We start from the raw sequence: 13,076 nt of genomic DNA on the forward strand, positions 1-13,076 counted from the left end.
TTCATCCGGGGACACTGCCCTCCGGTTGGCTTCGCTGCACCTACATGCAGCGTGTTCGACTGCGTCGAACGGCGCTGCGCGCCACTCCCCGGATGAACACCTCCACTCAGCCTCCCGACGGGGCGGGCAGATCAAAATCAAAAGCGGCAGGCGAGCTGACACTCGGCCTGTTGAGTGGTGAAGAGCGGTGCGTGTGCGCAACCTGCTTTGCTCTTTGCTCTTTGCTCTTTGCTCTTTGCTCTTTGCTCTTTGCTCTTCGCTCTTTTGTAGGAGCGAGCTTGCTCGCGAAAAACGTGCAGGCAACGCGTTATTTCAGACATCCCGCGTCATCGTTCACGACCATCGCGAGCGAGCTCGCTCCTACTGTCGATAGCGTCCCACCTGACAACCCCTTCCTTCCAAATATTCCCACCACCTCACCTACAACTGATAACTGAAACTAATGCTGTACCGCGGCCGACGATTAAACGTATCCAGCGCTTCATCCGACATCGCCTTGGCCACTTCCAGCGCGATGTTGTAGTACTTGGCATCCCCAAACCGTAATCCCACCGCCGCCGAGGACAGGTTATTACCCTGGACCGGCAGTTCGTTGAACCAGGTCTTGGCGCGGTCCAGTACCACATACGGTTGCAGAATCCTTACCCAGTTGCCTGCTCGATTGAAGCTGTAGTTCACCTCATACGCCACCCCCCATCCCTTGTCGCCGGAGGCCTGATCATCGGGGTAGCCGCGACCGAAGTTTTGTCCGCCGAAGACGGCGCGCTCGCTGTCGGGCAGGCTGTCGTCGCTCCAGTACAGCGCCGCCGAGAGCACGCCTTGCCAGTGGTCAAAGAATTTGTCGCTCTGCACCCCCGATAGCCGCAGCCGGAAGAAGTCGAGGTCCAGGGCGCTGTTGTTGGTGTTGGCGCCCATGCCGTCGATGCCTTGGTACAGCCCGCCGCTGAGGATGCGCAGTTGTTTTTCGTCGGCCTTGCGCCAGTCGCTTTCGGCGGCGAGGGCGCGGGTGTCGGTGTGTTCTTCGACGGTCAGCGGGAAGCCGACGACGCTGTAGCGGGTCTTGTCGTTGACCGCGTACAACCGCGCGCCGGCGTTCAGCAGTTCGTTGGGCGCGGCGATCACGGGGTGATTGAAGCCGATGGAATAGCGGTCGTTTTCGCGGTGTGGCTTGAGCTCCAGGCCGTTGTCCAGTTGCACGTTGGTGCCGGGGTCGGCGCGGTAGCGTGAGGCGGACAGGGCCAGTTGGGTGCCCTCGGCATTGAGGAATTGGTTGTAGTCCAGCCGGTAGTAATGCTCGTGGTCATCCCCCGGTGGAAACAGTCCGCTGAGGCTCAACTGCTCGCCCATGGACGTTTGCGAATTGCTGCTCACGCCGAGCAACGCCTGGGTGCCGTTGCGGTTGTCTTCTGTGGTGCTGAGGGTGCTGGTGAAGGGTTTTCGGCTGGCCTGGGCGACGAGGGTCGTCGCGCCGTCGGTGGTGCCCGGTGGTGGTGCTTGCGCCTGCAGGGTCACACCGGGAATGCGGCTCATCAGCGTGGTGTAGCGTTCGAAGGTTTTGCGTGTCAGCGGGCGTTCGGCCTGGAGTTTGGCCGCCAGTTTGTCGAGCAGGCCTTTGACCCGTCCGACGTCGCCCTGCAATTGGAAATCCTTGATGTAACCCTCCACCAACACCACGCGCACCACGCCGTTGTCGAACGACTGTTGAGGCAGAAAGGCGTAGGACAGCAGGTAGCCATCCTGCTGGTAACGGCGGGTCACGTTGCGGGTGGTTTCGATCAGGTCGGCGAGGCTGGTTTCATGGCCGAGCAGGGGTTGATAAAGCGCGGCCAATTCGCTGAGCGGGTAAATCGTCCCGCCTTCGATCTGCACGGTTTTCAGGGTGATCTTGGTGCCCATCAGCAACGGTTGAGCCTGTGTCGCGCCGGGCTCCGGCACCTGCAGCGGTGCGGCGGTGGGGCGATACGCATCGGCGGGAAGGTTGGGCACCGGCAGGTTGCGGATGGTTTCGTTGCTGTTGAGGAAGCTGGGAAGGGTATCGGCGAGTGAGCAGGAACTGACGGTCAGAAGCAGCAAGCAAGGCATAACGCGCATAAGACACTCCCTGTTTAACGCACTGCTGTGTTTGGGGCGTCATGCTCCAAACAAAAAGCGGAAGACTCAGGTGAATCTTCCGCCCTCAACCAAGCGTAGGCGCTGTAGGTGAGGCCGTCTAACCGGCCACGTGCAAGTTCAGCGAGTTTTTCCCAAGCCACCCAGCAGGCCGCCTGTGCCGCTGGTCGTGCCGTTGACCAGGCCACCGACCGAGCCGACGGTATTGCCCACGGTGGTGACGGTGTTTCCGAGTGCCGCGACCACAGGGTTGGCGTTGCTGCCGGCAATCGCGGTGCCGAGGTTGGCGACTGCGCCGCCGGCCTGGCCGGTCAGGCCCGCAACGGGGGCGCCGATGCCGGTGGCGGCGCCGATGTTTTGCGTCACGCCGGATACCGCGCTGGTGACTGGGTTGAGCGCTGCGCCGACCGACACACCCAGGTTGCCCAGGGCTGCGGTCGGACCGGTGTTGGCCACCCCGCTGCCGCCCAATGCGCCGCCGACAGTCGCCACAAGATTGCCGCCCGCAACCCCGTTCACGCCCACCGAGCTGACCACGCCGTTGCTGTTGCCGATGTTCAAACCGTTGCTGACGTTGACGACGGCGCCGCCGACGGTTTCGAGCAGGCCATTCCCGCCCAGGCCGCCGCCGGTGCCCGACCCTGTGCCGTTGGACACCAGGCCGCCAGCCTTGCCGGCCGCTATGCCGGTGTTGCTCAACGCGCCGCCGACGGTGTTGGTCAATGCGTTGCCGTTGCCGGCATCGGTGACTTTGTCGCCCACGCCTTCCACAGTGTCGCCGACTTTCTTGATCACGCCGTTGAGCGGATCACCCAGGCCGGTTGCGTCGCCGACCTTGTCGGTGGTGCTCTCGACCATGGCGATCACCGGCACCAGTTTGCTGCCGACTTCTTTGGTCACCGAGCCCAGCGGACCGGTGGTGGTGGCGGTGCTAAGGGTGTCGCCGAGCATGGTGACTTTCTGGCCCACGCCATCGAGCACCGGCGCGACTTTGGTCACCACGCCGCCGACGACCGGGATGCTGTTGGTGGCGGTGGCCAGCTTGCCGCTGACGTCGGACACACCGTTGCCGACATCCTGCACCACGCCGCCCACCGCAGAGGCTGTGACGCCGAGACCGTTAGGGTCGGTGCCCAGTTTGCCGACGCCGTTGGCCAGGCCGTCACCCAGGGTAGTGACCACATTGCCGGTGGTGTTCACCGCGCTTTGCACGACACCGCCGACCACGGGAACGGTACTGAGCGAGTCGCCCAACTGACCCACGCCATCGCCGGCGCCACTGACGGTTTTGCCGATGTCCTGCACCAGTGTGGTGGTCACCAACGGGGTGACGGTGGGGGTGGTGGGGTTGCCAGGGTTTCCCGGGTTGGCGGGGTCTGTGCCGCCAGTGCCACCGGTACCACCAGTGCCACCGGTCCCCGCGGTGCCGCCCGCGCTGCCCGCGCCTCCGGTGCTACCGCCCGTGCCGCCATTACCAGCGGTGCTCGCATTGTCCGGCGACGAACTGCCGGAGCTGCTGTGATGACCGCCACCGCCACTGCTGCAACCGGCCAGGCCGAGAGACAGGATGAGCGCCACTGCTGTTGCCGACTTGCACCACACGTGAGTGTTCATGATTGAGATCCCTTGCACCGTTAACAACGTCGTTGTCTTCGATGGCTCGCCGGTTCTGTCGCCGGCAATGCCTTCGTCCGTTGCCCCCATGACACTCGCAAGGGCTCTGAGGCGCCATTCTCAAGTTGGTATTAACCCCTTGGATACGGGCCCGCGCAGGCTGCCCGAGGACTAATGCCTTGGGTATAAGTTCGGGACGTGGCGGGAGGGGAATTCGTTTGAAATCAACGGGCGAAAGTTTTTGCCGGGCGGTTGGCCGTCGGCGGAAAAACTTAGGTGATACACACAATTGACCATCCGTAATGCTCACCAATTTCCGTTTCGCGGGTGAGCGGGAAGCAAAATGGGCGCGCCAATCACATTGGCTCGCCCATTTTTTTTGCTTCGCAGATTAACCGGCCCGACGGTGTTTCCTGGCGAGCACCGCGGCCATGTCCGGTTCATCCAGATGATCCAGCGCTCGCTCCACCAACAAATGCACCCCATCGGCCATGCGGCTGAGCGCCAGGGCTACGGAGCGGCGTGAGCCGTCGACATCATCGGCGAGGTCGGCAGCGATGGCGCTGATGGACAGCAGGTCTTCGGAGGCATTGGCCAGGAGGGCTTCGGTGTTGATGCCGGGGCAGACGCTGAAGAGTTGGCCCTTGCGATTCGTGGGCTTTTGTTCGGTTGGCGGAAAATGGTGATCGAGGGCGCGCTCGGCGGCGTCGTTGAGTTTGTTGGATTCGGGGCTTTCGTAGGGGGAGATTGGGTCGGTGTCGGGTGGGTTGGGCGTTACTTTAAACATGTCTTCAATTCCTCGGGTGAGGCTGGCAACACTTCGCCGACTAAACGAAGGGGTGGCAGCTGTACGCAGGTTAGTCGGACCGGGGAATTGAAGAAGCCGGCGCACCCGAAGGTGCCCTACGCACAGCCACCATCAAATGCAGGTAGGGAATACCTGGCTGACAGACGCCTGTGCACGTTCAATTCCAGCGGGCGACTAAACCCGATCACTGATGGGCAGTGACGAGAACCAAGTTACCGACCGCCCCCAAGGCGCACAAGCCGGCCGATTCTGGCGTAGCCGTAGGCAATGGCGCAAGGTGTTGTAGCTCTCGGGACGTAACCTCGAGCGCTTTTAAACACGTGACTTCGGGCTGATTCTAAAATCGTCAGGCCACCGGCCGCCAATGTCCGACCATGTGCTCCAGATCCCCCGCACCCACCAACTGAAAGTCCCCGCTGGAACCCGCCGCACTGGCCAGCAACGTCACTTCACTGGGCAGCCGCACCGGTTTTTTGAACTGCACGGCGATCTCGACATTGGCTGTCGGCAGGTGATCGGCCAACGCGGCGAGCGTGCGCGCCTTGTTCCACAAGCCATGGGCGATGGCCGTCGGGAAGCCGAACAGTTTGGCGCTGGCAGCACTCAGGTGAATCGGGTTGTAATCGCCGGACACTTTGGCGTATTGGCGACCGATATCGGCCGGCGCTTTCCATCGCGTGACTTCGATCAGCGGCAGGGTCGAGGTCATGGCGTCCTCGACCGGCTCCCCTTCGAGCTTGACGCCGCGACAGAGCATCTGGCTTTCGGCTTCCCAGAGCGCGCCCAACTGATCATCGAGTGTGGTCACCAGGTCGAACGTTGCGCCTTTGGCGTGGGGTTGCAGGTTCTGCACCTTCACGCTGACGCGCACCCGTCCCACCCCGCCCATCGGGCGAAACACCCGGATGCGATTGCTGAGGTGAATCAGGCCCAGCAACGGAAACGGAAAGTCTTTTGCGGTGAGCAATTGCATCTGCAACGCAAAGGCGAGGATGTGTGGGTAGGTCGGCGGCAGCAAGCCGTTGTCGGCAAATTCGCAGACTTTGCGATAGGCCGCCAGGCGCTTGGGATCGACATCGACCCAGCAGCGCAAACCCGAATCGGGGAGGGTGGTGCCGGTGATTTTGCGCCGGGTCGCGGCCCTCGCGTAAAGCCCGGGCAGGCTCGGTTCACTGTCCAGCGTGTGCCAGTCGATGTTCATGTTTATGCCCCCAGAACACTTTGCCCGCAGACCCGCAACGCTTGCCCGGTGAAGGCGCCCGTGCCGGGTTGAGCCAGCCAGGCGACGGCTTCGGCGACGTCTTGCGGCAGGCCGCCTTGGCCCAGCGAGCTCATGCGACGACCGGCTTCGCGCAGGGCGAACGGAATGTGCGCCGTCATCTGCGTTTCGATGAAGCCCGGCGCCACTGCGTTGATGCTGATACCACGTTCATTGAGCAGCGGCGCCCAGGCCTGGGCGAGCCCGATCAGCCCGGCCTTGCTCGCCGCGTAATTGGTTTGCCCGCGATTGCCGGCGATGCCGCTGATGGACGCCAACAGAATCACCCGGCCGTTGTCGTGCAAGGTGCCGTTGTCGAGCAAGGCCTTGGTCAGCACCTGTGGCGCATTGAGGTTGACGGCGAGCACCGCGTCCCAGAATTCCGGGGTCATGTTGGCCAGGGTTTTATCGCGAGTGATGCCGGCGTTATGCACCACGATGTCGAGGCCGTCGGGCAGCTGTTCGATCAGCTGCGCGGCGGCGTCTTCGGCGCAAATGTCCAGGGTGACGCTGCGCCCGCCGAGACGGGCGGCGAGGGCTTCGAGGTCGGTCTTGGCTTGCGGCACGTCGAGCAGGATCACGTCGGCGCCATCACGGGCCAGGGTTTCGGCGATGGAGGCGCCGATGCCGCGTGCGGCGCCGGTGACCAGTGCCTTGCGCCCGGACAGCGGGCGCGTCCAGTCCGTGACCTGGGTGTCGCAGGCGTTCAGGCGAATCACTTGCCCGGACACGAACGCACTTTTTGGCGAGAGGAAAAACCTCAGCGGCCCTTCCAGTTGATCCTCGGTGCCTTCGCCGACATGGATCAGTTGCAACGTGCCGCCGCTGCGCAATTCCTTGGCCAGCGAACGGCTGAACCCTTCAATGGCCCGTTGCGCACTGGCGGCAAACGGGTCGCGCAAGGTGTCCGGCGCACGCCCGAGAATCACCAGGTGCGCGCTGTGATCGAGGTTTTTCATCAGCGGCTGGAAGAATTCGCGCAGCTGTTTGAGTTGATCGGTTTGCAGCAGTTCGCTGGCGTCGAACACCACGGCTTTGAGTTTGGGGCCGTGGCCGGGAATCCACGGGGTGGCCAGTGAGGGCTCGGTGCCGTAGCTGTAAATCGCATCGGTCAGGCGATTGGCGAAGGCGCTGACCTTTTCCGCCAGCGCACCGCCGCCGATCAGCAGCGCCCCTTCGACCGGTCGCAGCCGACCGGCCTGCCAGCGCTCCAGCCGCACCGGCGACGGCAGACCCAGGGCCCCGACCAGACGATGGCCGATGGATGAATTGGCGAAGTCGATATAGCGGTCAGACATGGAACGCGCTCCAGCAGCTGGGGTTCAAAGTGTGGACCACGATTGGTAATCAGTCGTTCGATCCATGAGATAAGGCCTACAGTAGTTTGTAGCAAGGCTTGCGGGGGGACGCAGACCCTGTGGGAGTGAGCCTGCTCGCGATAGCGGTGGTTCAGTGACATGAATATCGACTGACCCACCGCCATCGCGAGCAAGCTCGCTCCTACAGGGATTGATTGTGCCTTCAAATATTTCAACAGGAGCTTTTCATGACCCAGCTGCGCCGCGTCGCGATTATCGGTGGTAACCGGATCCCCTTCGCTCGCTCCAACGGGCCGTACGCCACGGCGAGTAACCAGGCGATGCTCACCGCTGCACTCGAAGGCCTGATCGAGCGCTTCAACCTGCACGGTTTGCGCATGGGCGAAGTGGCGGCCGGCGCGGTGCTCAAGCATTCCCGGGACTTCAACCTGACCCGCGAATGCGTGCTCGGTTCGCGGCTGTCGCCGACCACCCCGGCGTACGACATCCAGCAAGCCTGCGGCACCGGCCTGGAAGCGGCGCTGCTGGTGGCGAATAAAATCGCCCTCGGCCAGATCGACTGCGGCATCGCTGGCGGCGTCGACACCACGTCTGATGCGCCGATCGGCATCAACGAAGGGTTGCGCAAAATCCTCCTGCAAGCCAATCGTGCGAAAACCACCGCCGACAAACTGAAAACCTTTTTGCAGGTTCGCCCGCGTCACCTCATCCCGGAATTCCCACGCAACGGTGAGCCGCGAACCGGGTTGTCGATGGGCGAGCATTGCGAGTTAATGGCGCAGACGTGGCACATTGCGCGTGCCGATCAGGATCAACTGGCATTGGAAAGTCATCAGAAACTGGCCGCGTCCTACACCGAAGGCTGGCACAACGACCTGATGACGCCGTTTCTCGGCCTGACCCGGGACAACAACTTGCGCCCGGACCTGACCCTGGAAAAACTGGCCTCACTCAAACCCGCCTTCGAGAAAAGCGCCAAGGGCACGCTGACGGCGGGCAACTCCACACCGCTGACCGACGGCGCATCGCTGGTGTTGCTGGGCAGTGAGGAATGGGCAAAGGAGCGCGGTCTGCCGATCCTTGCGTACCTGCGTGACGGCGAGGCGGCGGCGGTGGATTTCGTCAACGGCGCCGAAGGGCTGTTGATGGCGCCGGTGTATGCAGTGCCACGATTACTGGCGCGCAACGGCCTGACGTTGCAGGACTTCGATTACTACGAAATCCATGAGGCGTTCGCGGCGCAGGTGCTTTGCACGTTGAAAGCCTGGGAAGACCCGGAATATTGCAAAACCCGGCTCGGGCTTGATGCGCCGCTGGGCTCCATCGACCGCAGTCGCCTCAACGTCAAAGGCAGTTCATTGGCCGCCGGTCATCCGTTTGCGGCCACCGGCGGGCGCATTGTCGCCAACCTGGCGAAGTTGCTGGACGCCGCCGGAAAGGGCCGGGGCCTGATCTCGATTTGTGCTGCGGGCGGACAAGGCGTCACGGCAATCATTGAGCGCTGAAGATGAAAAGTTTCCTGTAGGAGCGAGCTCGCTCGCGATGGTCGTTAACGATGGCGCGTGCTTACTGGCTAAACGTGGCGCACTTGAGTCCATCGCGAGCGAGCTCGCTCCTACAGGTGGGATCAGCGTTGAATACGGAGGTGACTTGGCCTAACGTCGCCCCATCAGCCAAGCGACACAAGGCCCATCAATGGCGACTAACGGACAACTTTCCCTCGAACGGACGATTCCAACTCTCACGTCGCTGCCGCGCCCACTGTTCGCGCGGGCGGAAAGCCTCAACGCCGGATCGTGGACGCCGCCGCATCGCCACGACTGGGTGCAGTTTTCCTACGCCATCAGCGGCGTTCTCGGCGTGCACACCGCCGAGGGCAGTTTTTTTGCGCCGCCGCAGTGGGGCATCTGGATACCGGCGGACCTCGAGCACCAGGTCGTGACCTCGATGCGCGCCGAGATGCGCAGCCTCTACGTGCGCCGCGAAGCGTGTGAATGGGCGGACGGTCGTTGCCGGGTGCTGGAAGTGACCCCGCTGGCGCGGGAGCTGATCAAGAGTTTTTGCGTGCTCCCCGTGGAGTATCCACAGGGCGACAGCCCGGAGTCACGGCTGGTGAATGTGCTGCTGGACCAGTTGGCGAGTCTGCCGGAGGTCGGTTTTTCCCTGCCGCTGCCTCGGCATCAGCGGCTGCTGGGGCTGTGCAACGAACTGATCGAAAACCCTGAGCGCAACGTGACCTTGCAGGATTGGGCGCAGCGATTGGGGACGTCGGAGAAAACCCTGATGCGCCTGTTTCAGCGCGAAACCGGGTTGAGCTTTCGCGGCTGGCGCCAGCGAGCGCGGTTGTTGTCGTCGTTGAGTTTGCTGGAGGAGGGCGACAGCGTGACGAATGCGGCGTTGTCTTGCGGGTATGACTCGACGTCGGCGTTTATTGCGGCGTTCAAGGGGTTGTTCGGGTTTACGCCCGGAGAGTTGTTTCGGCAGTGACGGCCTCATCGCGAGCAGGCTCACTCCTACAAAGGCAATGCAAAACCCTGTAGGAGTGAGCCTGCTCGCGATTGGCCGCAAAGCGGCCACCGGGATTCTGGATCAGGTCCTGAAACGGCGAACCAACCCGTCCAGCTCATTGGACAACCCTGCCAGGCTCTGCGAATCCAGCCGCGCCGACTGAGCCAGTTCCGCCACCAGCTGCGCATCGCCATGAATCTGGCTGATGTGCCGATTGATGTCTTCTGCCACCTGATGCTGCTGTTCCGCCGCCGTGGCGATCTGGGTGTTCATGTCGCGGATGACGTCCACCGACTCACGAATCAGCCCGAAACTGCTGCGTGCTTCACCGATACGCGTCACCGACTGCTGCGACACTTCCAGGCTGGCGTGCATTTGCTGCGTCACTTGGCTGGTGCGCTTGGCGAGGTTGCCGAGCAGGCCGTCGATTTCCGCCGTGGAATCGGCGGTGCGCTTGGCCAGTGCCCGTACTTCGTCGGCCACCACCGCAAACCCGCGACCCTGCTCGCCGGCCCGCGCTGCTTCAATGGCGGCGTTGAGCGCCAGCAGGTTGGTCTGTTCGGCAATCGAACGAATGGTCCCGAGGATAGACTGAATGTCGTTGCTGTCGCGCTCAAGCTGTTGCATCGACTGCGCCGACTGTTCGATTTCCTGGCTCAGGCGATCGACGCTGGTCACGGCCGCATCAATCTGCTGCTGGCCTTCGCGGGCCTGACGCTGGCCGCTGTCGGCCGACTCCGCTGCCTGGCTGCAAGAGCGCGCGACTTCGTTGGCGGTGGCGACCATTTCGTGGAACGCCGTGGACACCATGTCCACCGCTTCGCGCTGACGCCCGGCTGCTTCGGCCATGTCGCTGGAGACCTGGGTCGAACTCTTGGAGGTCGCGAGGATCTTGGTCGCCGCGCCGCCAATGCTCTGGATCAGGTTACGGATCGCCGCCAGGAACTGGTTGAACCAGCTGGCCAGCTGCGCGGTTTCGTCGCTGCCACGGATGGTGAGGTTTTTGGTCAAGTCACCTTCACCTTGGGCGATGCCTTCCAGGCCATCGGCCACGCTGCGGATCGGCCGCACGATGACGCTGGCGAAACTGGCGCCGACGATGGCGAACACCACGGCCAGTACGGCGGCGATGATGGCGATCAACCAGGTCAGTTGGGTCGCGGAGCTCATCACGTCGTTCTGTTTGATCAGGCCGATGAAGGTCCAGCCCAGTTGCTCCGACGGCCAGACGTTGGCCATGTAGCGCTCGCCGTTCAACTCAACTTCCACCAGGCCTTTGCCGGCCTTGGCCAGTTGTGCATAGCCTTCGCCGAGACTGCTCAGGGCTTTGAAGTTGTGTTCCGGTTGCTTCGGATCGACCAGCACGGTGCCGGAGTTTTCCAGCAGCATCAGGTAACCCGACTCGCCAAGTTTGATCTGTTTGACCAGTTCGGTGAGCTGCTTGAGCGACACGTCGATGCTGACCACGCCGCCGTTGGAGCCCAGCTTGTTGTCGATGGTGCGCACGGTGCTGACATAGGACGTATCGTTTTCGGCCCAGTAATAGGCCTCGGTACGGAACGGCTTGCCCGGCTTGGCCTGGGCGGCCTTGTACCACGGGCGCTGGCGTGGATCGTAGTTGGCCAGCTTGGCATCGTCAGGCCACGACACATAACCGCCCGCTGCTGTGCCGAGGATGGCGTAGGCGTAGGACGGATGGCTATTGCCCAACTCTTGCAGGAAGGCGAAGACTTTTTTGTCCATCTCGCCCTGAGGAACGCTCTCGGCGTTGGCGCTCATGTAGGTCTTGAGGCTGTCGTCGGAGTTCTTGATCACGGCTTGCTTGGCCAGGTACTCGACGTTCTGGCTGATGCCGTCAAAGAACAGCTGCATGGCGTTGCTGACCTGACGGATTTCGCGGGCGCTGCTGTCGACGAATTCGTCCTTGGCATCGCTGCGCAAATTCAACACAACGAGGGTGGCCACCAGCACCACCGGCAGGCAGGCGATGATTGCAAACGCCCAGGTCAACTTTTGTTTGATGTTCATCCGCGCTCCAGATTTTCTTGTAGGCCCACGCAGTGCAGATGACTCGCGGATTATTGGCAGCCGAAAACGTTAGGGTTCAACTCGGGTCCGTGAGTGCGCAGTCGTTTTTTCTGTAGGAACGATTGTCGGACAAATACTTTTGTCACTGATGACTTCGGCTGGTTGAGGCGGAAATTGAGGGCGATTGAGAAAAATCCTGCGAAGGGTATGAAATCAGGTGTTAGCGTCTGCGGAAAATACCCGTGGATGACCCAAAAATCCGGCACAGTGTGTGCTTCATGACGTTCATAGGTCGGCAACCCCTCCCCCGAACGAGTGGATTGCCGTATAACGAATGACTTTCGCGTGTTTGGTAATAAAGGACCCACAATAAAAGCTGATGAAGACTCCAAAACGCATTGAACCCCTGATCGAGGACGGTCTGGTCGACGAGGTGCTGCGCCCACTCATGAGTGGTAAAGAAGCAGCTGTTTATGTGGTGCGCTGCGGCAACGAGTTACGTTGCGCGAAGGTCTACAAGGAGGCGAATAAACGCAGTTTCCGTCAGGCGTCCGAATATCAGGAAGGCCGCAAGGTACGCAACAGCCGTCAGGCCCGGGCGATGGCCAAGGGTTCCAAGTTCGGCAAGAAAGAAACCGAAGACGCCTGGCAGAACGCCGAAGTGGCAGCCCTGTTCCGTCTGGCCGGTGCCGGTGTGCGGGTACCCAAGCCGTATGACTTCCTCGAAGGCGTACTGCTGATGGAGTTGGTGGCCGACGAATACGGCGATGCCGCGCCGCGTCTGAACGACGTGGTGCTGGAGCCGGACCAGGCGCGCGAATATCACGCGTTCCTGATTTCGCAGATCGTGCTGATGTTGTGTACCGGTCTGGTGCACGGTGACCTGTCGGAGTTCAACGTGCTGTTGACCCCGGACGGCCCGGTCATCATCGACTTGCCTCAGGCGGTGGACGCGGCGGGTAACAACCACGCGTTCAACATGCTGGAGCGGGACGTGGGCAACATGGCTTCCTACTTCGGACGCTTTGCCCCGGAGTTGAAAAAGACCCGGTACGCCAAGGAAATGTGGGCCTTGTACGAAGCCGGCACCTTGCACCCGGCCAGCATCCTGACCGGCGAGTTCGACGAGCCGGAAGAGTTGGCCGACGTGGGCGGGATCATGCGCGAGATCGAGGCCGCGCGCCTCGATGAAGAGCGCAAGCAAGCGATTCGGGCGGCGGATGATGCGCCCTCCGGCAAAACCGAAGAACCGCCTCCGCCCTGGATGCAGTGATCGGTTAAAAAAAACCCGGTTTCGGCCGGGTTTTTTGTGGGTGTTCATACCAAAATCTCCAGGCACGGAAGATCTACTGTGGGCAATCAACTGTGGGAGCGAGCCTGCTCGCGATAGCGGTGGGCCAGTGGCATAAGTATCGACTGACCCACCGCTATC

10 protein-coding genes and 1 pseudogene are annotated in these 13,076 nt (G+C 62.1%); 4 read left to right on the forward strand and 7 right to left on the reverse strand.

The window, feature by feature from the left end; all coding sequences use genetic code 11:
• A partial coding sequence (locus EJA72_RS29030; protein ID WP_218574373.1) for a hypothetical protein occupies positions 1-437 on the forward strand: 437 nt, incomplete at its 5' end.
• Here EJA72_RS29030 and EJA72_RS18420 read toward each other — a convergent pair.
• From EJA72_RS18420 to EJA72_RS18440, 5 genes are all read right to left on the reverse strand, one after another.
• Positions 421-2,091 (reverse strand): ShlB/FhaC/HecB family hemolysin secretion/activation protein, encoded by a 1,671-nt coding sequence (locus EJA72_RS18420; RefSeq protein ID WP_157712839.1) that lies wholly within the window; start codon positions 2,089-2,091, stop codon positions 421-423. The two genes, EJA72_RS29030 and EJA72_RS18420, sit on opposite strands and share 17 nt — an antisense overlap.
• 138 nt (positions 2,092-2,229) lie before the next feature.
• Entirely contained in the window at positions 2,230-3,723 is a 1,494-nt protein-coding gene (locus EJA72_RS18425) for a collagen-like triple helix repeat-containing protein (protein ID WP_157712840.1), read from the reverse strand.
• A gap of 391 nt (positions 3,724-4,114) precedes the next feature.
• Positions 4,115-4,510 carry a DUF6124 family protein gene (locus tag EJA72_RS18430; RefSeq protein ID WP_157712841.1) on the reverse strand — a complete coding sequence of 132 codons (396 nt, stop codon included), beginning with the start codon at positions 4,508-4,510 and terminating at the stop codon, positions 4,115-4,117.
• A gap of 367 nt (positions 4,511-4,877) precedes the next feature.
• Entirely contained in the window at positions 4,878-5,732 is an 855-nt protein-coding gene (locus tag EJA72_RS18435; protein ID WP_157712842.1) for a MaoC family dehydratase, read from the reverse strand.
• Between the two features lie 2 nt (positions 5,733-5,734).
• Complete coding sequence (locus EJA72_RS18440; protein ID WP_157712843.1) at positions 5,735-7,087, reverse strand: 3-oxoacyl-ACP reductase; 1,353 nt, start codon at positions 7,085-7,087, stop codon at positions 5,735-5,737.
• Between the two features lie 248 nt (positions 7,088-7,335).
• On the opposite strand from EJA72_RS18440, the gene EJA72_RS18445 reads away from it, so the two are divergent.
• Entirely contained in the window at positions 7,336-8,613 is a 1,278-nt protein-coding gene (locus tag EJA72_RS18445; protein WP_157712844.1) for an acetyl-CoA C-acetyltransferase, read from the forward strand.
• Between the two features lie 190 nt (positions 8,614-8,803).
• Positions 8,804-9,595, forward strand: coding sequence for a helix-turn-helix transcriptional regulator (locus tag EJA72_RS18450; RefSeq protein WP_157712845.1), 792 nt, complete (start codon positions 8,804-8,806; stop codon positions 9,593-9,595).
• A gap of 102 nt (positions 9,596-9,697) precedes the next feature.
• On the opposite strand, the gene EJA72_RS29775 is transcribed toward EJA72_RS18450, so the two are convergent.
• Together EJA72_RS29775 and EJA72_RS29780 are read right to left on the reverse strand one after the other, a co-directional pair.
• The gene (locus tag EJA72_RS29775; protein ID WP_372240718.1) at positions 9,698-10,465 is read right to left on the reverse strand and encodes a methyl-accepting chemotaxis protein; all 768 of its coding nucleotides are present in this window, start codon (positions 10,463-10,465) and stop codon (positions 9,698-9,700) included.
• Positions 10,466-10,555: 90 nt separating this feature from the next.
• Positions 10,556-11,644 (reverse strand): annotated as a pseudogene (locus tag EJA72_RS29780) (cache domain-containing protein); the annotation flags it as partial.
• A 379-nt stretch (positions 11,645-12,023) separates the two neighbouring features.
• Between EJA72_RS29780 and EJA72_RS18460 the strand changes: the two are divergent.
• Positions 12,024-12,917 (forward strand): PA4780 family RIO1-like protein kinase, encoded by an 894-nt coding sequence (locus tag EJA72_RS18460; protein ID WP_157712847.1) that lies wholly within the window; start codon positions 12,024-12,026, stop codon positions 12,915-12,917.
• Positions 12,918-13,076 lie beyond the last annotated feature (159 nt).

This window comes from Pseudomonas sp. PB120 (assembly GCF_009761815.1).
In the GTDB taxonomy this organism is placed as follows: domain Bacteria; phylum Pseudomonadota; class Gammaproteobacteria; order Pseudomonadales; family Pseudomonadaceae; genus Aquipseudomonas.

Coding starts and splice junctions, on each gene's coding strand:
- EJA72_RS18430 (WP_157712841.1), bottom strand. CDS start 4,510: ATGTTTAAAGTAACGCCCAACCCACCCGACACCGACCCAATCTCCCCC.
- EJA72_RS18420 (WP_157712839.1), bottom strand. CDS start 2,091: ATGCGCGTTATGCCTTGCTTGCTGCTTCTGACCGTCAGTTCCTGCTCA.
- EJA72_RS18445 (WP_157712844.1), top strand. CDS start 7,336: ATGACCCAGCTGCGCCGCGTCGCGATTATCGGTGGTAACCGGATCCCC.
- EJA72_RS18440 (WP_157712843.1), bottom strand. CDS start 7,087: ATGTCTGACCGCTATATCGACTTCGCCAATTCATCCATCGGCCATCGT.
- EJA72_RS18435 (WP_157712842.1), bottom strand. CDS start 5,732: ATGAACATCGACTGGCACACGCTGGACAGTGAACCGAGCCTGCCCGGG.
- EJA72_RS18425 (WP_157712840.1), bottom strand. CDS start 3,723: ATGAACACTCACGTGTGGTGCAAGTCGGCAACAGCAGTGGCGCTCATC.
- EJA72_RS18450 (WP_157712845.1), top strand. CDS start 8,804: ATGGCGACTAACGGACAACTTTCCCTCGAACGGACGATTCCAACTCTC.
- EJA72_RS18460 (WP_157712847.1), top strand. CDS start 12,024: ATGAAGACTCCAAAACGCATTGAACCCCTGATCGAGGACGGTCTGGTC.
- EJA72_RS29775 (WP_372240718.1), bottom strand. CDS start 10,465: ATGGCCGAAGCAGCCGGGCGTCAGCGCGAAGCGGTGGACATGGTGTCC.